At 33.3% G+C, this 21,649-nt stretch carries 19 protein-coding genes, 1 tRNA gene and 1 riboswitch; of the genes, 4 read left to right on the top strand and 16 right to left on the bottom strand.

Going from position 1 to position 21,649, the window contains the following annotated elements:
• Nucleotides 1-202 precede the first annotated feature (202 nt).
• Nucleotides 203-313, bottom strand: a riboswitch (SAM riboswitch).
• Between the two features lie 88 nt (nucleotides 314-401).
• Nucleotides 402-872, bottom strand: coding sequence for a COG2426 family protein (locus HNR33_RS07555; protein ID WP_429081878.1), 471 nt, complete (start codon nucleotides 870-872; stop codon nucleotides 402-404).
• Between the two features lie 283 nt (nucleotides 873-1,155).
• Here HNR33_RS07555 and HNR33_RS07550 point away from each other — a divergent pair.
• Nucleotides 1,156-1,232, top strand: a tRNA-Pro gene (locus HNR33_RS07550).
• A 276-nt stretch (nucleotides 1,233-1,508) separates the two neighbouring features.
• Nucleotides 1,509-4,331, top strand: a complete 2,823-nt coding sequence (locus HNR33_RS07545) for a phosphodiester glycosidase family protein (protein WP_429081876.1) — start codon at nucleotides 1,509-1,511, stop codon at nucleotides 4,329-4,331.
• Between the two features lie 63 nt (nucleotides 4,332-4,394).
• Here the strand turns inward: HNR33_RS07545 and HNR33_RS07540 are convergent, their stop codons facing one another.
• Complete coding sequence (locus tag HNR33_RS07540) at nucleotides 4,395-4,856, bottom strand: hypothetical protein (protein ID WP_429081874.1); 462 nt, start codon at nucleotides 4,854-4,856, stop codon at nucleotides 4,395-4,397.
• A complete protein-coding gene (locus HNR33_RS07535; protein WP_429081872.1) occupies nucleotides 4,847-5,077 on the bottom strand; it encodes a hypothetical protein in 231 nt (76 codons plus the stop codon). The genes HNR33_RS07540 and HNR33_RS07535 overlap by 10 nt, the downstream gene beginning before the upstream one ends.
• A gap of 142 nt (nucleotides 5,078-5,219) precedes the next feature.
• Between HNR33_RS07535 and yyaC the strand changes: the two genes are divergently transcribed.
• Entirely contained in the window at nucleotides 5,220-5,753 is a 534-nt protein-coding gene (yyaC, locus tag HNR33_RS07530) for a spore protease YyaC (RefSeq protein WP_429081871.1), read from the top strand.
• Nucleotides 5,754-5,824: 71 nt separating this feature from the next.
• Here the strand turns inward: yyaC and HNR33_RS07525 are convergent, their stop codons facing one another.
• From HNR33_RS07525 to HNR33_RS07480, 10 genes are all read right to left on the bottom strand, one after another.
• Nucleotides 5,825-6,739 carry an ABC transporter permease gene (locus tag HNR33_RS07525; RefSeq protein WP_429081869.1) on the bottom strand — a complete coding sequence of 305 codons (915 nt, stop codon included), beginning with the start codon at nucleotides 6,737-6,739 and terminating at the stop codon, nucleotides 5,825-5,827.
• Complete coding sequence (locus HNR33_RS07520) at nucleotides 6,740-7,777, bottom strand: ABC transporter permease (RefSeq protein ID WP_429081867.1); 1,038 nt, start codon at nucleotides 7,775-7,777, stop codon at nucleotides 6,740-6,742.
• Entirely contained in the window at nucleotides 7,770-9,323 is a 1,554-nt protein-coding gene (locus HNR33_RS07515) for an ABC transporter ATP-binding protein (protein ID WP_429081865.1), read from the bottom strand. Before HNR33_RS07515 ends, HNR33_RS07520 begins: the two co-directional genes overlap by 8 nt.
• A 79-nt stretch (nucleotides 9,324-9,402) precedes the next feature.
• Nucleotides 9,403-10,494: a BMP family ABC transporter substrate-binding protein gene (locus tag HNR33_RS07510; RefSeq protein ID WP_429081862.1), complete on the bottom strand. Its 1,092-nt coding sequence runs from the start codon at nucleotides 10,492-10,494 to the stop codon at nucleotides 9,403-9,405.
• 126 nt (nucleotides 10,495-10,620) lie between these two features.
• Complete coding sequence (locus tag HNR33_RS07505) at nucleotides 10,621-12,714, bottom strand: ADP-ribosylglycohydrolase family protein (RefSeq protein WP_429081859.1); 2,094 nt, start codon at nucleotides 12,712-12,714, stop codon at nucleotides 10,621-10,623.
• A gap of 32 nt (nucleotides 12,715-12,746) precedes the next feature.
• On the bottom strand, nucleotides 12,747-13,637 hold the full coding sequence (locus HNR33_RS07500; RefSeq protein ID WP_429081857.1) for a nucleoside hydrolase: 891 nt from the start codon (nucleotides 13,635-13,637) through the stop codon (nucleotides 12,747-12,749).
• Nucleotides 13,638-13,645: 8 nt separating this feature from the next.
• Nucleotides 13,646-14,578, bottom strand: coding sequence for a ribokinase (gene rbsK / locus HNR33_RS07495; protein WP_429081855.1), 933 nt, complete (start codon nucleotides 14,576-14,578; stop codon nucleotides 13,646-13,648).
• Between the two features lie 34 nt (nucleotides 14,579-14,612).
• Nucleotides 14,613-15,632 carry a LacI family DNA-binding transcriptional regulator gene (locus HNR33_RS07490; protein WP_429081852.1) on the bottom strand — a complete coding sequence of 340 codons (1,020 nt, stop codon included), beginning with the start codon at nucleotides 15,630-15,632 and terminating at the stop codon, nucleotides 14,613-14,615.
• Between the two features lie 165 nt (nucleotides 15,633-15,797).
• Nucleotides 15,798-17,225: an S-layer homology domain-containing protein gene (locus HNR33_RS07485; protein WP_429081851.1), complete on the bottom strand. Its 1,428-nt coding sequence runs from the start codon at nucleotides 17,223-17,225 to the stop codon at nucleotides 15,798-15,800.
• Between the two features lie 297 nt (nucleotides 17,226-17,522).
• Nucleotides 17,523-17,774, bottom strand: coding sequence for a hypothetical protein (locus HNR33_RS07480; protein ID WP_429081849.1), 252 nt, complete (start codon nucleotides 17,772-17,774; stop codon nucleotides 17,523-17,525).
• Between the two features lie 91 nt (nucleotides 17,775-17,865).
• On the opposite strand from HNR33_RS07480, the gene HNR33_RS07475 reads away from it, so the two are divergent.
• Nucleotides 17,866-18,249: a helix-turn-helix domain-containing protein gene (locus HNR33_RS07475; protein ID WP_429081848.1), complete on the top strand. Its 384-nt coding sequence runs from the start codon at nucleotides 17,866-17,868 to the stop codon at nucleotides 18,247-18,249.
• Between the two features lie 102 nt (nucleotides 18,250-18,351).
• Here the strand turns inward: HNR33_RS07475 and HNR33_RS07470 are convergent, their stop codons facing one another.
• The 3 genes from HNR33_RS07470 to HNR33_RS07460 form a co-directional block, all read right to left on the bottom strand.
• Nucleotides 18,352-18,453: a nucleotidyltransferase domain-containing protein gene (locus HNR33_RS07470; RefSeq protein WP_429081906.1), complete on the bottom strand. Its 102-nt coding sequence runs from the start codon at nucleotides 18,451-18,453 to the stop codon at nucleotides 18,352-18,354.
• 198 nt (nucleotides 18,454-18,651) lie between these two features.
• Entirely contained in the window at nucleotides 18,652-20,397 is a 1,746-nt protein-coding gene (locus tag HNR33_RS07465; protein ID WP_429081845.1) for a phospho-sugar mutase, read from the bottom strand.
• Nucleotides 20,398-20,466: 69 nt separating this feature from the next.
• Nucleotides 20,467-21,327: a sugar phosphate isomerase/epimerase family protein gene (locus HNR33_RS07460; protein WP_429081842.1), complete on the bottom strand. Its 861-nt coding sequence runs from the start codon at nucleotides 21,325-21,327 to the stop codon at nucleotides 20,467-20,469.
• Nucleotides 21,328-21,649 lie beyond the last annotated feature (322 nt).

Genomic DNA, 21,649 nt, shown 5'->3' with positions numbered 1-21,649 from the left:
AAAACTTACCCATTAATTCAAATTGAAAACCCGCGCTATATATCCAAGCATGAATCTAAAAACACACCTCAACATTTATTAGTCATAACATAACATATTATTTACAGAAGCATAGCAATATATTTCAATTCCAAGCTTTCAATTTGATTTTCGGCAAAACAAAAAACCTCTTCCACAAGAAAGAGGCGTGATTTCATACTTAACCTCATCTTCCAGAACAATAATTCTGTAGGACTTAGCACCTCATAACTGTAGTCAGTTACCGGTTGCCGGGCTTCACAGGGCCTATTCCCTCAGCCGCTCTTGATAAGGCATCAAGATTTTTAATTTAATTTTTTCACTGAACGTATTCTATCATAACTACATATACTAGTCAATAGTAATTTTTTAACATTAACGTTTTATAATATTGACGTGACTTGATGACTAAGAGTAAGTACAATAATACCTGATGTCATAATACCTAATATTATTGCAATAAACGCATGTCTAAATCTTATATTAAAAAGTGTTGCAGCTAGACACCCAGTCCAAGCTCCCGTAGTTGGCAGAGGTATGGCTACTAAAAGGTATAATCCAAAAACACTGTATTTTTTTATGTTTTTGCTCCTTTTCAATGTTCTTCTTTTAAGCCAGTTTATAAGTCCTCCAAAACCCTTTGTACTTCCCAAATTATTAAATATAGGCTTTAAAAGCAATAACAAAAAAGGAACTGGTATGCTGTTCCCTATTACACTTATTATAGCACTATGTAGCGGACTAAGCCCTAAGGAAATGCCTACAGGTATGGCTCCTCTAAGCTCAGATATAGGTGTGGCTGCAAGCATCATTACTAAGAGCTCCTCTCTAATGATTGCTAAAATATCCTCCATATAATCCCCCAAAATATCTGATATATTCTGTCATCTATATTATTATATATTTACTTTACAATATTTAGAAGTCATTTTTGGAACTCTATGCCCTCTATGTCATATATTGGGCAGTTTAGAGTATTTGATAACATAGGTTTACGTAAAATTTTAAGTATTAGAAAGATAAAATGAGAATTTCATAAATTATTAAATGAAACCAATGAATTTCTGAGAAAACAAACTCATATGGAGCATTGCAAATACAATACAAATCTTTTATACTATATAGGTAACATATTAACGGGGTGTAGCGCAGTTTGGTAGCGCACGTGGTTTGGGACCATGGGGCCGGGGGTTCGAGTCCCTCCACCCCGACCATCAGAAAAAGCTGAGATGAAAATCTCAGCTTTTTTCTATTTTTCCCTTTCTTCATAAATCAATTAAAAATTGTCTCTACTTGCATTTACTTCCACATTACATAAATGTAATCCATTTGTAATCAAAATATAATCTAAAATCTCCATAAATGATATATAATTACAGATGAAGGGGAACTTATTAACACATTTTGTCGTCTAACGTGTTAAACCTAAATATAAAAATTCATAAAGACATATGAAAAATAAAAATATAATCAAATGTGAGGTGCATAAGATGAACAGATTTATCAGAAATATGGTGGTAGGGGTTTCTTCTGCTGCAATTGTTTTTTCAAGCTTTGTTCCGGCCTTTGCTGATAAACCTTTTTTAATATACGAGGATAAATCATCAGAAAACATTTCTAGTGGAGTAGTTCACGAAACTATTCGCCAGTTCAATGCTCAAGGATGGTGGAATATAAATGTTCTCAGAATAGATATGGACGATGAATATACTGAGGTAAAGGCATTATTCAGTCAAAATGGAATATCAAAAAAAGAAAAGCTTACAGATATGATGAAAAACTCTAATGCTATAGCAGGTATAAACGGTGATTTTTTCACTTCTCAGTACAGCAGTTTTCCACTAGGAGCTGTTATATCTGATGGTAGAATGGTCACATCTCCAATAGATCCTAATAATAAGCTTCCTGTCTTTGCAATAGACCAAAGTAAAAATCCATTTATTGCTTTCTGGGATTGGCAAATAAGAGCAATATCTGAGACTGGCGAGCCTGTAACCCTGTCCGCTATAAACAAAGATAGTAAGCTTCATGAAGAAGTAATAATGTATGACAGCAATTGGAATGCTCTTTCAATGGGGAACAAGGTATTCACTGATCTTATAGAAATAGTTGTAATAGATGATATTGTAACAGAAGTAAGAGTGGGACAGGAACCAATTAATTTACCTCAAAATGGATACATACTAACAGGTAGAGGTCGCGTAAGAGACCGCCTGCTAAACAATTTTCATGTTGGTGACAGAGTTAATATGGAGATCAACACCACACCTAATTATCAAAACATAGTAACAGCTATAGGAGGTGGTAGTCCACTACTAAAAGATGGTGCTATAACAGATTTTAAAATAAATATAACTGGAAATCACCCTAGAACAGCACTAGGAATAACCAGAGACAAAAAACAACTAATAATGGTAACAATAGATGGACGAGATTCTTCATATAAAGGCGTAAGCCAGCAAACTATGGCAGAGATAATGTCATCTCTTGGAGCTTATGACGCCATAAACTTTGATGGTGGTGGTTCAACTACAATGGCAATCAAGCCTGCAGGAAGTGAAAAGCCTGCTATAGTAAACAAACCATCAGATGGGGGCGAAAGAAAAGTAATCAATGGTCTTGGAGTGTATAGCAATGCTCCTGAAGGAAGCTTAAGCTATATACAAGTATATACAGATGATACTAAGATGTTTGCAAATACAACAAGAAGCTTTTATATTAAAGGCTTTGACCAATATCACAATCCTATAAATGTTGATATAAATGATGTAGATTTTAGTATAGACGGAGTAAAAGGAACATTTAATGACAATACTCTTACCGCTTATGACACAGGTAACGGAGTAGTAAAAGCATCATACAAAGGTCATACTGCTGAACTTAATATAAATGTATTTGGAGATATAAAGGAGCTTCAAATAGATATAGATAAATTCGGAATTGATGTCTCAAGTCAAAAAGACCTTGGAAAGATATATGGTAAAAATAAAGAAGGCTATGTTGCTAAGATAGAACCAAGCGATATATCATGGGAAGCAGTAGGCAACGTTGGGACAGTTCAAGATGGTATATTCTATAGCAGTGATAAACCAACGGCAGGAGCACTTACAGCAAGAATAGGAAATGCTGTAGAAAATATACTTGTATCAGTAGGCTTTAAAGAAATAATGATAAATGATTTCGAAAAATTAGATAATATTCGTTTCACTTCATATCCTCAGACTGTAGCAGGTAAGCTAGAATTAGACAAAGAAGAAAAAGAAGGTAATTTTTCAGCAAAACTAAGCTATGACTTTACACAATCTGATGATACAAGAGCAGCATACATTGTATTTGGAGAAAATGGAATGCCGTTAGAAGGAACTCCAGATAAAATAGGAATGTGGGTTTACGGAAATGAGAGTAATAGTTGGCTTAGAGGTGAAATGTCGGATAGTGCCGGTAAGACATATAAGCTTGATTTTGCAAGCCATATAGACTGGAAAGGTTGGAAATGGATTACTGCAAATATACCTACTGGTGTGAGTTATCCTATAAATCTTGGAAGAATATATGTAACTGAAACAAATCCACTTAACAAGATGTCTGGAGAGCTTTTATTTGATGGGTTAAAGGCACTTTATCCTAATAGCATTGACTCTATGATGCTACCAACTCCTACAGAAGTTGTGGATGAAAAGCAAAAAACTGTTGAAAAAACTCAAAATGGATATAATTTTATGGTAAGCTTTGGTATAGATAATCTAGACAATCTATACAAGCACCGTGTAGCAAATACTATTAAAGAGCATTTAAGTAAGAATTCATTAGGATTCTTTATGGGTAAGACAAGTGACAAAGTCACATCAAATACAGGTACTAATTCTATTCAAGTAGTAAACGGCTATTATCCGATAAGACAAAAAGATGTATTATTCTTAAAGGTTGATGATTCTAATGGTGGTATTAGAGCTTCAAATGCAGATCAATGGCTATGGTTAAAGCATGATTTAGAAAATTCTACTCAGGAAAATATAATACTTTTTTTACCAAAACCTATATTTGGAAGTAACGGATTTACTGATAAGCTTGAAGCAAATCTTCTACATGATACTTTAGCAGAATATAAGCAGAAAGGTAAAAATATCTGGGTAGTTTACGGTGGCAATAAAAATGAAGTAGACTTACGAGACGGTATAAGATATATTGAAGTTGGGAAACCTAATTTAAATGTAACTGAGTCCTCTCTTGATCTAGAGTATATTGAGTTCACCGTAAATGATGGGGACATTACTTATGATTTCAAATCAGTATTTGAACCAGTTACAAGATAACTCCTCCTATGTGTTGTATAAGGAAGTCCGCAGATTTGGCATTATGCCAAGTCTACGGACTTTCTAGCTCTCTGTATATCTTCCTAAAATATCGTTAAGCCTGATAATCTCATCATCTGTCAGTTTTTCTTTAAATAGCTCGTATATTTTTCTTTGTTCATCTGGTGTTATTCCATTATTTATTATTGCCATTAACTTTAAGCTATCTATAGAACCTATCTTATCTACAAGTACTGCCAGATCAGCCTTTTCCTTACTAGTAAGCTTCTCTTCTACATCAGCTATATTTATAGTTGGAACTGTTCTCTGCTGATTCAACCTTTGTTCAAACTGAGCAAGCTTAGCGTTTTTAATACTTTGTTCAAGTTGAGAAATTAAATGTTTTATTGTCTCTTCATCATAAGCAATATATCTTCTATCCATGGCATCTGCAAGCTTAGCCTGTTTACTAATCCTATATGCAGAAGCCTTTCTTTGTTGCTTCTCTACACTCTCAGGTATTTCAGTTATCTGATTTATTTCCACTTTGCCTGTTTTTTTTTACCTTCAGCTGGTAACAAAACCTCTTCAGCCTCATCATCTATCACATATTCAATCTGTTGATTTTGGCCATACTTCATTTCTGTATCAAGCTTGTCATAAACGTCAGGCGCTATATTCTGTATTCTCATGTCTAGCATTATTCCAAGTGTTAAAGCTGTAATTATAATAACTAATCCAGAATAATAAATTCTATTATTTTTCATATATATCTCTCCCTTCTTTAGTTATTATTTACCTTTAATTGATGTTTATTCAATAAAGTATTAAAGCAATTATCACGAATAATCCTTCCAGTTTTTTAATATATATTTATATCTATTAGCAAGTCTAAGGGGGGATTGGGCTATGAATAATAATGAAGAGATAAAAACGTCATTTGATGAACCTCTGGCTTCAATATTACTTGGAAACTATCTAAAAACCTTTTTTAGAAAAAATACTTTATATCATAATGCTATTATTGTATGTATAGGGACTGATAAGTGCATAGGAGACTGCTTGGGCCCATTGGTCGGAACATTACTACAAAAAAGAAAATTTCCCCTATCTGTATACGGTACACTTAGTGACCCGATACACGCACTTAATCTGAAAGAAAAACTATGGAGTATAAGAGCAAAACATCCTTCTGCTATAACTATAGCTGTTGATGCATGTTTAGGTGAGGACGACGGAATTGGAAACATACAGATAAGAAGTGGAGCAATATATCCTGGTAAAGGGGTAGGAAAAAAATTACCCTCTGTAGGTAATATTTCAATAATAGGTATAGTAGACAGTTTAACGAATGACAACAACATAACTCTTCACAATATACGTTTGTCATTTGTAATGGAAATGGCTGAGGTAATAGTAGACAGTCTCATAAAAGGACTATGATAATTAGATATTAAGCGTAAAAAAAGCCATATCACATAATCTTGATATGGCTAACATCTCATTTTTTCAAATTAAAGCTTCATTTTCTTCATTTCTCTCCTAGAAAAAATCAATAGTCCAATAATAGTAGCTATATATGGAATTGTCTGAACTATATCTGATGCCCAACCAACTGCAGCCGCTGCATTTGACACAGCATCAGCTGCTCCAAACAATAATGATGTTATTGCTGTAGCAATAGGATTTGTTTTACCCATAGCTTCTGCTGCAATAGCAATCCAACCTCTTCCAGATACCATGTCTCTAGAAAAAGAAGAAACATATCCCATTGACATAAAAGCACCACCTAGACCTGCTAGCATTCCACTTAATAATAAGGCAATGGCTTTTGTTTTTATTACATTGATTCCAACTGATTCTGCAGCATTTTGGTTTTCTCCTACAGCACGTAAATGATAACCAAGAGCAGTCTTCTTTATCAATATATATACAAAGGCTATAGATAATAGAGAGAGATACGTTAAAATATTATGACCTGAAAAAATATCTCCTATCACTGGTATATTTCTGATAATAGGTATACTAATTTCAGGTATTACCTTACTAGCTATTGATGTAGAGCTTCCTTTATCACCAGTTAATAAATATAATAAAAATATAGTTCCTCCAGAAGCAAGGCTGTTAATAGCAATACCTCCTAAGAATACATTAGTACGATAATAAAGTGTGAAAAATGCTAAAACTGCAGCAAATAAAATTCCAGCTATCACTGCACCCAATAAACCAATTCCGGCACTTCCTGTAGCAGCACTGATAAATACTCCTGTAAAGGCTGATATCAACATAATACCTTCTAATGCAATATTAGCAATTCCTGCTGTATTGGCAACAACTGCTCCCATAGATGCAAATAATATCGGTGTTGCCACACGAAGAATTGAATAGAAAAATTGAGTTGAAAATATAATACCTAAAAACTTATTCATTTATTCAATCCCCCTTTCTATCCAACGTTGCTTATATGAGTGTAAAAATCTTTCAGCTGAAATAAGTAAAATAATTAAACTTTGCAGAATTATTACAAGTTCTGTAGGAACGTCAGATAAACGTGCGACCATATCTGCACCAATTCTTAAATATGCAACAAATAAGGCAGAAAAAATAACTCCTATTGGATTATTGTTTGCCAGCATCGCAATAAGTGCTCCGTCAAATCCATAACCAGGTAATGCAGACCATTCAAATCTCTTATGCATTGAAATACTTTCAATCGCTCCTCCCATACCTGATATTAATCCAGACACTATATGTGCAACAATAATTACCTTCATAACATTAATTCCAGAGTACTCCGCAAAGCGTTTATTTTGACCAACCATTCTTATTTCATATCCCCATTTTGTTCTATATATGAATAAGTAGACCAAAGCAGCACATATTAGAGCTATGATTAGTCCCGCATGAATCCTTGTTCCTGGAATTATACTTCCAAGAAGTGCAGTTTTGGCATAAGGATAAGATCCTTGAGAAGCCATTGGATCCTGCATATACTTAGACATAATGTAAGATCCTACTCCCAGCAAAACATTATTCATCATCAATGAAGATACTAATTCACTAGCTCCAAACTTTGCTTTTAGTAAACCTATAATCAACATAACAACAGCACCAACTAGAGCACCTGCAATAATAATAGTACCCTGATGAACCCCAAAAGGCAATGGTGCCCATATAGCAATCATGGATATTATAGCTCCACTAAAAAAGAAGATACCTTCTGCTCCCATATTAATTAAGTTAGCTTGAAATACAACAGACATTGCTAATCCAGAAAAAACAAGTGGAACTGCTGCTTCAATAATATTTCCAATATATCTGCTTTTAGTAAATGGACCAATGAAAAATAATCTAATAGATTTCAATGGATCATCACTTACTAGTATAATTAAAATGATAGCTACAATAACTGCTATGGCCATTGATGCAATCGTCCGCATTATGTTAAAGGATCTCTCTTTATTCATATAGCATCCTCCCTATCTGTTCTGGACTATGTTTTTTAGCGCCGAGCATACAAAGTCCTAATTCACTTTCCGATACTTCTGAGACATCTTCAAAGAAAGCTACTATTTCTCCTTCATACATGACTGCCAGTGAATCACACAGTTTCATGAGTTCATTTAAATCAGCAGACATCAATAACACTGCGCAGCCCTCATCTCTTAGCTTCACAATTTCTTTGTGTATAATATTAGCTGCTCCAATATCCACCCCACGTGTAGGCTGTTCTGCAATTAGTACCTTAGGAACATTTTTGCATTCTCGTGCAACAACTATTTTTTGTATATTCCCTCCAGATAGACTTCCTGCCTTCGCTTCAATACCAGAACATCTTATGGCATACTGTTTAACAGCTTCCTGTGCCATTTTAGATATAACATTTCTCTTTAAAAAAGATTTTCTGGATAGCTCAGGAGAATCATATTCATTAGATATCATATTTTCACTGATACTTGCATTACTTGCAACGCCTTTAAGCATTCTATCCTCAGGTATATAGCTATATCCTAATCTTCGAAGAGCTTTGACATTAAGCTTTTCAATATTTTCACCGTTAATTTCTATATATCCACCTTCGATATTCCGTGTTTTTGTAAGTATTTCTACTAGCTCAGTTTGTCCATTTCCTTGAACTCCTGCAATACCAAAAATAGTCCCTGATTTAACAATGAAATTTACTTTATTCAATATAGGATTTTTTTCATTTCCATAATAAGATAAATCCTTGACACGAATCCTTACTTCGCCTTCTTTTGCCTCTTTCTTTTGTATATCGGTATTTACTTTCCAACCAACAATTTTATCAGATATTTCTTGTTCTGATACGTCCTTAGTTAAAAATTCTCCTTCTTGACAGCCAGCTCGTAATACTGTTATACGGTCACTAATCTCTTTAACCTCTCTTATCTTATGAGATATAAAGATAATTGTATGACCTTGCTTTTTTAAATTAACAAGTTCAATAAATAGTTGTTCTGTCTCTTGAGGAGTTAGTACTGCTGTCGGCTCATCTAAAATTAAAATTTTTGCTCCCCTTGCAAGAGCTTTTAATATTTCAATTTTTTGCTTTAACCCAACCGGCAAAGTCCCTGTTATAGCATTAGGATCGATTGAAAATTTGTATTTCTCACTCAATTCTTTAGTGAACTTAACTGCCTCCTCATCCTTGACAAAAACTCCTCTTTTAGGCTCAATTCCTAGGGTAACATTTTGTGCAACTGTAAATGAGTCTATCAACATGAAATGTTGGTGTACCATTCCAATTCCATGAGCAATTGCATCCTTAGAAGAATTCATATCTAACTCAACATCATTTAAAAATATTTTTCCTGAAGATGGTTTCTCCATACCAAATAGTATCTTCATCAATGTTGATTTACCTGCACCATTTTCTCCAACTAAAGCATGGATTTCTCCTTCTTTCAATCCAAAGTTAATATTTTTATTAGCAACAACACCGTTTCCATATACCTTTGATACGCCTTCCATTCTTAAAAGATATTCTGACATTTCAAACCTTCCTTTTTGCAAGAAATTTTAATATAACCTGCTGCCTAGTATCAGACAACAGGTTATAAGTAATTTTAATTTAAGGTGCTACGGAGCTACGAATGTTACTAAAATCTTCTGTAGTCATTGTGTAAACATCAGATAGGGTTACTTCTCCATCTTTTACTTTCTTTTCTGCTTCTTCAACTAAAGCTATATTCTCTTTACTCATTAACTTCTCATAATAAGAGTTCTTTGCAATTCCTACTCCATTTTCTGCTAATCCAAGCTTAATAGACTCACCAAATTTCAATTTTCCTTCCATGTCTTGTCTAACTAAATCTACTGCATAAGTAGGTATCTGTTTAACAGCTGATGTAACTATATGTTCAGCTTGATTTTGGTTGCTTTCTTCTAAAGCTAACGCTTGGTCAGCATCCACACCAATTGCTAATTTATCTAACTCTGTTGTAGCTTCAATAACACCGATTCCTGAAGCACCTGCTGCTTGATATATAATTGAAACACCATTGTTATACATGATTGATGCTAACTCCTTTGCAGTAGCACTATCGATAAAGCTTCCAACATAAGAAGTGTTTACTTTTATATTAGGATTGATATATTGTGCTCCCTCGATATATCCCACTAAAAAGTAGTTGATGCCTGGTATATCCATACCGCCAATAAATCCAATTACATCTGAACCTGCTTCCTCTGCTTTTATTGCAGCAACAACACCAGCTAAAAAGCTCATTTCATTACTTTTAGTTGTTACACCTAAAACATTTTCAGAAAAACCTGTTGTATCAGTATCTAAATTAATAAATTTTTGTTCAGGATATTCTTCTGCTGCCTGCTTTAAAATATCATCTCCAGTCGTAGAGATTGTAAGAATAAGATCATACCCTGCTTCACAATAATCTTGGTAAGTAGCATAGTACTTAGATACGTCTGTTCCCATTTCAACCATAGCTGTTTCTACACCAAGTTCTGATTCGATTTTTGTGATTGCCTCTTTAGATGCATCAAAGAAAGATTTGTCACCTAAATTTCCTGGTATTAACAATGCTACCTTGTACTCACTGCCTTGTGTTGAATCTGTAGTGTTACCTTCTGAACTGTTACACCCAATCAATAATGTAGAAACCATCACTAATGCTAAAACAACTACCATTATTCTTTTTTTCACGTTTCTTCCTCCTTTTGTTTTTTGAATTTACTCAACCGGTTTACCAATACTAGTTAATTCGGCTAAATGTATTATACTTAGAGCTTTATGCTCTTAAATATTCACACAAAACATGTAAATAGCACATTACAGAGTTTTAATAAGAAAATCATAAAAATAAGTACGTCCACTTGAAATAAGCCCACAGCCATACATTCCATATTCATAGTGATCATCTTTTGTTTCTAAAATTAGCTCATCATTGATAAATAGCGATAATCTATCTTCGAAAACTTGAAAAGAAAGCTGATATTCCTTGTCCTCTACCCATGGATAATACGCTTCTTTTAAAATATCATATCCAAAATCATTTTTATACAAGCAAACTCTTCCATCCTTTGCAAATCCTGCAGCGTATCCCATCATAGCTCCTTTTGCTCTTGCTAGTAGGAGATGACTATGCCCTTGTAATGGCTTAATATTTGCAGTAATGGTATAATCCTTTTCAAAATAATTACCTCCATAAGCAAAAGCTGATTCATAACTTATTGCATGTAAATACTTATCTCGCTTTTCCCAATACCCACCATCTACTGAAAAAGGTGTAACTGTATTTAACTCTTGTTTTTGCTTATTTATATCAATGCTGTAGCAGCTTTTTCCACCTATGTTAAATTCATTTAAATAAATATTTCCATAAGTTTTTTCTCTTGAAAATTCTACACCTTCTAACATAAAGCCAACTTCATCTATCATATCACCTTCTGTATCTGGTATAGCAATTTCTAGATCGAACCAGCAATTTTCCTCATATTGCTTATGTCCTAATCGTAATATCCTTTTATCACTAAAAGTTCTTACATAAGGAATGATTCCTACTTGACTTCCTGAACATCTTTCAACTAAGAGCTTCATGCTCACAAGTTGTCCTGGATAAGCTGTCGGTGAAAATATAGGAGAGTATCTTTCGTCTGAAAAATCTTCCTTACCATAAAATGGTTTATAGAAAACTCGACACTGTTCTTCCATACCAATTCCATCAATAAGTATTTTCAACGATCCCAAGCCATCCATTGACTTATCCTTAGAATAGCTTGTCCCGCAGATATGTGGTTCTGAAACTCTAAAATTATGAGTAGAACCTGGTAGAGAAAAATCGAAATGAATTTCTCCAAAAGTTTGTCTTAATGTATTAGGGATATCTTGTCCATTAAGCTTATAACCAAGTACTGCAATTTCCTTTGCATACGAAGGAATATCAAGTATGTTTAAATATCCAGAAATGCCAGATAACACAACTCCATCATTTATCGGATTTCTATAGTGGTCAGGCAGAGCCTCTATTCCACCAAACACACCTAGTATAGTCCCAACATTTCCTGCATTACAGTCTGTATCCCATCCACACATGACTGCAATTTCAATCGTCTTAGAAAAATCTCCCTCTCCATAGAGCATTGCTAATACACATACTCCAGCATTAGGAATAATATGGCATATGCCGCCAAATTTATCATATCCCCAATTTTCCTCAAGCATTTTAAAGCAAGCTCTAAAGTCATGAGGATCTTCCAAATAGAACTGTAGGACACTTTGACTCACTTTATAATAATTGCTCTCTTTTGGTATCTGTTCAAGTCCAGCTTCGATTATTTGCAATATAGATTCTGCTTCAAAAGCTTTTGCTATGCAAGCACACATAAATCTTGCTCCATTAATGCCATCCCCATCATGAGATACACTGGCTGCCAATTCTCCATAATCAGCTGCTTTTTTAGGGTCATATGGACTTACCAAACCCCATGTATCAATGAATATCTGTCCACCAATTTGTTCCGCAATAATCTTTCCATTTTGTTTTATCGAACCTGATTCAGGCGCATTTATGCCATGCTTTAAATTAAGATAAGCAGTATGCTCTGTGCTAATCCCATATCCTCCCCACCAGAACATTCCTAAATTATCTCTAGTATAATTAAGCCATGCATCTCCGACATCTTTTGCTGTTATTGGTCTTTCTTTAGCGTCATATAGAGCTCTCAAGAAATAAACTGGTCCATTCACATCATCGTCTGCCGCAAAATTTTTGTATTCTTTTATATAATTTTTAATTGTTCCATAGGTTTTTAGAATACTATCTTCCGTCCAAACAGATGGTTCTAAAGGTGCTCCTAGACGGATTCCAATATTCATACCTAAGAAACCTGCATAAACCTTTTCCAGGTAATTCTCTTGTATCATTATTACCACCTCCTCCTTCACAGGTACATTGTTTATAGCGAAAATGCACGCTTCATAATTAAGTTCATAATTTCATTCAGATTTATATCAGAAGCGTAAAAGAACTTTTTGTCTACAGCTTGCTCAACTTCATAATAATTAGTTTTATGAACAATAGTTCCTCTAGTAAGTGATCCATTTAATTCCACACTATAATCGCCCTGATTCAAAGTTATTAATTTTTCATCAATTAGATATGCTATTAGCAAAGCATCATGAAGAGTAATTGGATATCCAGTACGTTCCATGAACATTTCCATTCCCTTGTGCAAATATTGCAGCTGAGGATTACTACTCTCCTTGATTTTATTAAGTTGATTTTGGGGCACTTTACAATATCTCGTTACATCTAGACCTATCATTGTAAGATTTTCAGCAAAGTCTGTAACTATTCGCGCTGCCTCAGGGTCGCATACAATATTCCACTCTGGAAAAGTAGAGGAAAATGCTCCTCCCATTGCAATTATATTTGCCTGCTTCATAACCTCTGGTGCCTTTAGAAAAGCCATTGCAAGATTTGTTTGAGGGCCCATTTCAACTATTATTGTATTAGGTTCTTCTTTTACTGTATCAATTATAAAATCTACAGCATCCTTTTCCAGATTTATTGAATGCTTTTTATGCAGAAGTTCTATCTGAATTGGAGCTTCTTTTGAGTCTACACGTTCGATTAATGGCACTCCATATCCTATATAGACCGGTATGTCAGATCTATCATACATATCTAACAGATCTTTAACCATATGCGCTCTTAATTCTGTATTTTTAAATACTGTTGTTATTCCTTTAATTTCAAGTTCATCTGAATTTAAGGCTAATGCTAAGGCTACTGCATCATCAACATCATCACCTATATCTGTGTTAATTAATATACTTTTTTTCATCAGTTCTTTTACCTCCTTTCATTCAAGCTATTTTTTATTTCATCTACATCCTTCCTACTGGGAACAGATGATTGTGCTCCTTTTTTAGTTACACTAATCGATGCTGCTATGTTAGCAAATTTGATAGCTTCATCAATGGATAAAGCTTCTGATAGTCCTACAGCTAAAGCTCCATTGAAACAATCCCCAGCTCCAGTCGTATCCACTGGTACTACTTTTCTGGTAGGATAATATTTGTGTCCTTCTTCATCTACATACATAGCACCTTTACTTCCTATTGTTACAATCACTTGTCTAGTACCTTGTTTAATTAGCTTTTTTGCTCCTTTAATAATGTCTTCTTGTGAACTAATCTTCTGACTAGTTAATATTTCAAGCTCGGTCTCATTAGGAGTTATAATATCAACTTTACTTAAAATATCCTTTGGGTAACCTTCTGGAGCAGGTGCTGGATTTAATATTATTTTTTTCCCTAATTCCCATCCGCGTTGAATCACATAGTACACAGCATCATAAGGAATTTCCATCTGAATCAAAATAATATCGCAATCTTGAATTAAGTAATCATTATCTTTTAAATAAGGTATATCGCATTTCTCGTTTGCGCCTTTAATAACTACGATACTATTATTAGCATGCTGATCTATGTGGATTAATGCGGTTCCCGTAGGTGCATTTTCACACTTTTTTATATGATCAGCATCTATTCCTACAGAAATAAGACTTTGGATCAATTTATCTCCATAGCTATCAAATCCAACACATCCTAGCATTGCAGCATTACCACCTAACTTCCCTACTGCATAGCATTGATTTGCACCTTTCCCACCAGGATTATTCCAAAGAGTCTCTCCCAACACTGTTTCGCCCAGATTTGGTATTCGTTTCATATTTGAAACTATATCCATATTCAAGCTGCCTACTACTAATATCTTTTTCATAATGCTTATTTCCTTTCATATTCAAATATTATTCTTAAAACACATCTCTCTTCCTTGTACTCTCACGAATAATCATATGTGTAGATAAATACTCATCTTCATCATTCGCTTTGCCATTGATAGACTCTATCAATTTATAAGCAGCTTGATATCCTATCTCATAAATGGGCTGAGCTACTGTTGTCAACATAGGTGAAATTATCTCACCAATATTAATATTATCAATGCCGACCACTTCTACCTCGTCAGGAACTGAAATATCCATTTGTCTTAATGCTTTTAGTACTCCAATAGCAATAATGTCTGATCCTGCAAAAATTCCTTTAATCTCTCTATGTTTTTCCATCAATGAAAAGGTTCTCTCATAACCAGATTCGATACTGTATTCCCCATATGATATGTATTCATCCTTCAGTTGATAACCAAATTCTTTAATCGCTTTTTCGTAACCTTGAAAACGTTTTATAGAAGTATCAATACCACATGTCCCACCAATATAAGCAACATCTTCATATTTACCAGAAAGTAAATATGAAGTAGCCTTATACCCTGCATCAAAGTTATCAATAAATACTCCATTGTATCTTTTTAAGTCCTCTGTTTTACGGTCAATAAGAACTACAGGAATATTAATATTGTAGAATTTTTCTTTAAATTTCAAGTCCTTGAAATCTCCGCTAGCATTTAAAACAATGCCATCTACTCTTTTTTCTAAAAAAGCATTTAAGTAAGTCTTTTGCTTTTCAATACTCATGTCAGAATTACATAAAAACACAGTATATCCATGTTTTATAGAGCAATCTTCTACACCTCTTACTATCTGTGAAAAAAAAGGGTTATGTACATCGGGTATTATCAGTCCAATAGTTTTTGTTTTTGATACTGTAATACTTCTCGCCATTAAATTAGGAACATATCCTACTTCATCGATAATACTCAAAATTCGTTCCCTTGTTTGATCTGATACTCCTTCAGGCTTATTATTTATTACTCTTGATACAGTTCCTTTCGATACATTTGCCATTTTAGCGATATCTTTGATGGTTAATTTCATGAATATTCCCTTCTTTTATATAAGATTGTTATCCATCCATACTAATATCTTTAAAACTAAAAGTATTAGTAAACCGGTTTAGTAATTTGAGGATATTCTATCATAATGACATGTATTTTGCAACTTTAATAATTTTTTAACTTAATGACAATTTTAAAGAGCACATTAGTCTGTGCTCTCTGGATTTGAATATTGCAATATATCAAATATCAGCTTACATGCTTCTTCTCTTGTTATATAATCCTTTGGTCTAAATTTGCCCGCAGTGCCTTTCATTAAGCCTTTTGCTTGTACACTTTTTACTGCATCCAATGCATACTCTGAAACATCATCGATATCTGTGCATTCTGTCTCAATAAGATCTTGTTCTGAATACGCTTGCATTGGAAAAATAATTTTGGAAATAACTACTGCAATATCTTCTCTAGTTATATATCCATTAGGATTAAAAAGGTTAAACTCACCATGACCAATAAACAACCCGACTTTAGATACTGCTTTTACATGCTCAACAGCCCAGCTTTTTATTTCATTTGCGTCAGCATATGTAAGCTGATAGTCTGTCCCATCTAGTTCTAGTGCTTTAGATATAAGTACGCTCATTTCCTGTCTAGTAATAAAATCATCAGGATTAAAACTTTCACCTTCACCAGATATTATACCTTTTTTGTGAAGGTCTAATATGTAATCCCTTGACCATATATTTTCTATATCGTCAAAAGGGTATATACTTTTAACTCCAGTCTTAGTTATCCAATTGCCTCTTAGCCAGCCTTCTACCCCAGTTTTAACTTCTTTAATCTTGTACCAGAAATACCCATCTTTTAAAACTGGTCCCTCTATTATCTCTAAAGACATGCTTGCAGCAACATCAGATACCTTGTCCCCATTAGGAGTTTTCAAAATAGGCATATAGCTTCTGCCATCAAGTTTAACTATGTCTTTCTTCTGATAAGTTAGGATGTCTCCATAGTGCATTTCATTGGGTGTATCATAATGAGTTTCTTTACTTGGAAGTCCTTGTTTAGGTAATAGTTTTGGATCTATAGGTGTGATTTTCTGACCATATTCATTTTGTGCTATCTGGTATATAAGTTCTGGGTATGTATATTTCTTTAAATTCATGTTTGGATTATTACTTTTACTCCAACCATTGTAAGCCCATATTGCGAAATACCAGTTTTCTAATACATTAGGATTCATATCGCCAATATGTGGTAGCCTTTCTACTGCTACATCCCATTTTCTGAGTAAAACATCTGCTCCTGCCTCAATATTATAGTCTATGTCATATTTTAGTTTTTCTGAGTCAAACCAGCCATAATTATTATGTATTTGCATCAAACCAATACTTCCTCTACTTCCCATAAAAACTGTTCCATCTTTATTGTACTGTTGATACGTGCTTTCAACTCTAGCTATTGATTTTAATATAACTGAAGGTATACCTCTTTTTCTAGCAATCTCTTCAACCTTTTGTTCTAATTCTTGTCTTGATGGATTTTTTCTCTCGTTGTCACAGTGTCCTTTATCAATCGTCAGGAAAAATATTAACGTCATACTAACAACAAACGTCAGATATTTTCTTAACATACTCATCCTCCTTGCTCATGTACATATTAATATCAAAGTAATAGATATTTAATAGAACATTTTCCATTATTTTTCATATTTTTGACTAATATTTATATTCTATACTAAAAATTAAATTTTGTAAAATGTAACAAATCGAAATATTTTTTTGTTAATAAAAAACTTATAATGCTAAATCTTTAACAAAAAATGTAAAGGACATTACATAAATATGAATAAAAAGATAATCTACCCTTATAGTTAATAGAGCAGATCATATCTACAATAAATATGTTATTCATGCCAATATTGATTAATTCATTTCTTATTAATGTTGTCCATTATTCCTAAATAAACCTTTAAGTTGTGAATAAAGGTTTCAAAGCTAACCCCCTTTTCAAATATGAAGTAATTGTAAATTAAGTCTTTTCCAACTTCGTCTAAAGCCTCCTTCAAATCATTATATGATATTTTTATTGCTTGCTCATTTTCTTCTTTTAACTTTTCTTGAATAGAGTACATGAAATGCTCCAACATAATATTCCCTGATTTTCCTTGTTTTGTATTCATAACGTTTACATTATAGCATAAATTTCTTCTTTTTGCATCAAAATTATATATGATGTTCTTTGTGTGTTAGGATTAATTCAGAGGTGATAAAATGGGTTTTGCTGAAAGGTTAAGGCATCTTAGAGAAGACATAAACCTTAATCAAAGTGAATTGGCTAAGTTACTGAATATAAGTAGACAATCTATAAGCAACTACGAAAATGGAGCTAGATTCCCAAATGATGAAAAGCTTATTCTCAGAATCGCTCAATTCTTTGGTGTGTCAATTGATTATCTACTTGGCGTAACTAATATACGAAACTACTATTCATTTTCTCAAGCTGAAAGTAAAAATACTAATATAAAAGAAACCAGTTGTAGTTATAATACATCTAAAAGTGAAGCCCTAGAAGATCTATTTTATGAAGTAGATGACTTATCTGCTGAGGTTATAAACAAAATAACAGCAACTATACGATTGTTTAAAAATAAATAGAGTCAGGGAGCAGTTCAACTCAAAAATGAACTTCCCCTGACTCTATTTCTAGTCTACATAAAATTGTCATTATATATTTCAAATTTTAACAATGGTGGTGCATCATAATATTGCAAAATCAATATCACTTTTGTCTGTCAATTTATTTCTGGCGTATGACCCAAAAACATAAGCAAAAACTATTTGTGGATTATTAAATAAAATCTCCTTACATTTTATTAAATATCCACATTCTCCACATCCTTATATTTATTACTCTACTAAATTTATTACTAAGATTATCATGTCATTAAAGTTGTTAATTCAAAATTTATGATATTAATAATATCTACTTATGATCTAAATATAGATAAAGCAAGCAAAAGTATAACTTACTTTCACCTGCTTTATTCTCTTACTCGTTTAACGTATTCTCTTCATTACTTCTTTTTCTATTGCTTTAAGTTTAGCATTTGCGTCATAACAGTCATTTCCATTAGCTGAAATGTATATCTTAAGCTTTGGTTCTGTACCTGAAGGCCTTAATGCATACCATGAATCATCATCTAAAATGTATTTCATCACATTTTCTGATGGTAGAGATATATGTGTACTTGTGCCTAATTTACAGTCATAGCTCTTTCCTGTTTTGTAGTCATTTACCATACATACTCTGGTATTGTCTATCTCTGCAGGGTAATCTCTTCTAAAGCTGTCCATTATCATATCTATTTTCTTTTTACCTTCTATACCTTCTAGATTTACTGAATAAAGTTCTTCTACATAGAAGCCAAATCTATCATATAAATTCATCAATGCCTGATATAGATTCAATCCCTTCTTCTTGTAGTACCCAGTCATTTCACATATCACCATCGATGCTACCACAGCATCTTTGTCTCTTGCAAATGTTCCTGTAAGATATCCGAAGCTCTCCTCATATCCAAACTGGAAGCTATAGTCACCATTTTCCTCAAATTGCTTTATTTTTTCCCCTATATATTTGAATCCTGTTAATGTATCAATAGTTTCAAGTCCATAGTGCTTAGCTATAACTCTACCTATCTCACTTGTAACTATTGTCTTTACTATTATTCCGTTGTCAGGAAGTACCCCTTTATCTTTTCTGCTACACAAAATATAGTCTAGCAGCAATGCACCAGTTTGATTCCCATTTAGAACTATATATTTGTTATTGTTATCTTTTACAACAACTCCAACTCTATCGCAATCTGGATCAGTTCCTAACAGTATATCTGCTCCTATTTGATTACCCATTTTTATAGCTAGCTCAAATGCCTTTGGATCCTCAGGGTTTGGATAACCTACTGTAGAAAACTGTGGGTCAGGTAATTCCTGCTCCTTTACCACATGAACATTACTGTATCCTAGTTCATTTAATACTCTTCTCACTGGAATATTCCCTGTTCCGTGTAAAGGAGTATACACTATTTTGATGTTCTTATCTACATCATCCCTTATACTTAGGCTCTTCACCTTTTCTATATATATCTCATCTATTTCTTTACCAATTATTTTTAATAGCCCTTTTCCTAGAGCTTCATTTTCATCCATAGTCTTGATACTTGAAAACTCATTTATAGCATTAACCTTATCTATAACCTTATGGGCAATTTCTGGCACTAGCTGACCTCCATCACTCCAATAAGCCTTATAGCCATTGTACTCAGGCGGATTATGAGACGCAGTTAATACGATACCCGCATTAGCACCTATATGTCTTACAGCAAATGAAAGCTCAGGAGTAGGTCTTAAACTCTCAAATAGATAAGCTTTTATACCATTAGCTGCTAAAACTAAGGCTGCTTGCTTTGCAAACTCATCAGATTTGTGTCTAGAATCATATGCTATAACTACGCTTAATTTTTTATTGCTGCTTTCCTGCTCTTCATTTTTAGCTTTTGATTCTTCATTCTCAATTATAAAGTCTGCTAATCCTTGTGTTGCTTTAGCTACAGTATATTTATTTATCCTATTTGTTCCTGCACCTATCTTTCCCCTTAGACCACCTGTACCAAATTCAAGATCCTTATAAAATCTATCTTCAATCTCAGCTTCATTATCTTTAATTTTAATGAGCTCAGCTTTAGTTTCTTTATCAAAATACTCGTTTTTAATCCAATATTTATATTTATCTATGAAATTCATTCCAACACCCCACTGTTTCTTAGTTTATGAATCGTAAAGCAAGTCAGAGAAAGATTCTGTGATTATGCATCACAGGATCGTTCTCTGACTCTTTTTGGTTACAGTCATACTATTCACTATTCTATTCACCCATTCTATTCCTTGCTGTACATACTCTTTACCTTTGTAGTTAAAATCAGGCTCAAGACCTATACATATATTGCTATTATATAAAAGCACCTCTCTCAAAGTTCTTTCAACATCAATCCATCCATTTTGAACCCTTTGATCAGGATGAACTGGAATATGACCGTATTTTTCCAAATCTTCTATCCCCCTGGTATTCCAAAGATGCATCACTTTTATATATGGAAGCATATCATTAAGCTTTTCAAAATAATCAAAACCGTACATTTGACATGCAATATAAAAATGGCCAATATCTAAACATATGCCTAGATTTGAATAATCCTTAATAAGCTCTATCCAGTCACCTGGTTCATAAAACTTATCATTATATCCTGAATACTCTAAATATATTGGGACATTGTATTTTATACTTAAATCATTTATTTTTTCTATGCTATCCTTAGCAAGTTCATTTATTAAGTTTTGATCTGCCTTTCCATCTATATCTTTACAAGTAAAATGAATCACAACGTGTTCTGTTGGCAGACTCTTTGCCATCTTTAGGTTGACCTCGAGTATTTCAAAAGTTGCTTTTCTCAGTCTACTATTACTATTTAAATAATATGTTATAGTAGGATCAACCTGATGAAACACTGGTGCATGATAACTTATCTTTATTGGAAACCTCCTAGAAAGCTTTAGAAGCGAAGTAATCTCATTAGCACCTGAGAATTTGTGGCATAGCTGTACTCTTTTAAAATTGTATTTAGTAATATAATCAATTCCAACGTTGTGAATAGAAATACAGAGCTGCGGATTCATCTCTATCCTCCTAACTAAACATTGTTACATTTTGTTTATTACATTATATTATGATTATATAAAAAATGCGACTAGCTTGTATACAGTATTACAATACTAATTTCTATATATTTTTGTCTTTTCCTCTATTAACATGTCACAAAATTTTGTCAGTTCGCAACACATTCTAGCTTTTTTTAACATATATAACTAGATTTTTTAACATTTTAGCAAATATATTTTATCACAATAAGAGAGGAAAATCTGACATAATTCATTTAAATATAAAAAAGGCTTTTATTTAAATACTAATATATTAAGGAAGCCTTTCTTGAAACCCACT

This window comes from Brassicibacter mesophilus, assembly GCF_050433385.1.
Lineage (GTDB): Bacteria > Bacillota > Clostridia > Tissierellales > Proteiniboraceae > Brassicibacter > Brassicibacter mesophilus.
Note: the sequence above shows the minus strand (reverse complement) of the source record. Positions and strands in the feature narration are given on the sequence as shown.

Bases quoted from the DNA above. Each gene is read 5' to 3' on its own strand.
- HNR33_RS07555 (WP_429081878.1), bottom strand. From the start codon at position 872: ATGGAGGATATTTTAGCAATCATTAGAGAGGAGCTCTTAGTAATGATG.
- HNR33_RS07545 (WP_429081876.1), top strand. From the start codon at position 1,509: ATGAACAGATTTATCAGAAATATGGTGGTAGGGGTTTCTTCTGCTGCA.
- HNR33_RS07535 (WP_429081872.1), bottom strand. From the start codon at position 5,077: ATGAAAAATAATAGAATTTATTATTCTGGATTAGTTATTATAATTACA.
- yyaC (WP_429081871.1), top strand. From the start codon at position 5,220: ATGAATAATAATGAAGAGATAAAAACGTCATTTGATGAACCTCTGGCT.
- HNR33_RS07525 (WP_429081869.1), bottom strand. From the start codon at position 6,739: ATGAATAAGTTTTTAGGTATTATATTTTCAACTCAATTTTTCTATTCA.
- HNR33_RS07520 (WP_429081867.1), bottom strand. From the start codon at position 7,777: ATGAATAAAGAGAGATCCTTTAACATAATGCGGACGATTGCATCAATG.
- HNR33_RS07515 (WP_429081865.1), bottom strand. From the start codon at position 9,323: ATGTCAGAATATCTTTTAAGAATGGAAGGCGTATCAAAGGTATATGGA.
- HNR33_RS07505 (WP_429081859.1), bottom strand. From the start codon at position 12,714: ATGATACAAGAGAATTACCTGGAAAAGGTTTATGCAGGTTTCTTAGGT.
- HNR33_RS07500 (WP_429081857.1), bottom strand. From the start codon at position 13,637: ATGAAAAAAAGTATATTAATTAACACAGATATAGGTGATGATGTTGAT.
- rbsK (WP_429081855.1), bottom strand. From the start codon at position 14,578: ATGAAAAAGATATTAGTAGTAGGCAGCTTGAATATGGATATAGTTTCA.
- HNR33_RS07490 (WP_429081852.1), bottom strand. From the start codon at position 15,632: ATGAAATTAACCATCAAAGATATCGCTAAAATGGCAAATGTATCGAAA.
- HNR33_RS07485 (WP_429081851.1), bottom strand. From the start codon at position 17,225: ATGTTAAGAAAATATCTGACGTTTGTTGTTAGTATGACGTTAATATTT.
- HNR33_RS07480 (WP_429081849.1), bottom strand. From the start codon at position 17,774: ATGAATACAAAACAAGGAAAATCAGGGAATATTATGTTGGAGCATTTC.
- HNR33_RS07475 (WP_429081848.1), top strand. From the start codon at position 17,866: ATGGGTTTTGCTGAAAGGTTAAGGCATCTTAGAGAAGACATAAACCTT.
- HNR33_RS07465 (WP_429081845.1), bottom strand. From the start codon at position 20,397: ATGAATTTCATAGATAAATATAAATATTGGATTAAAAACGAGTATTTT.
- HNR33_RS07460 (WP_429081842.1), bottom strand. From the start codon at position 21,327: ATGAATCCGCAGCTCTGTATTTCTATTCACAACGTTGGAATTGATTAT.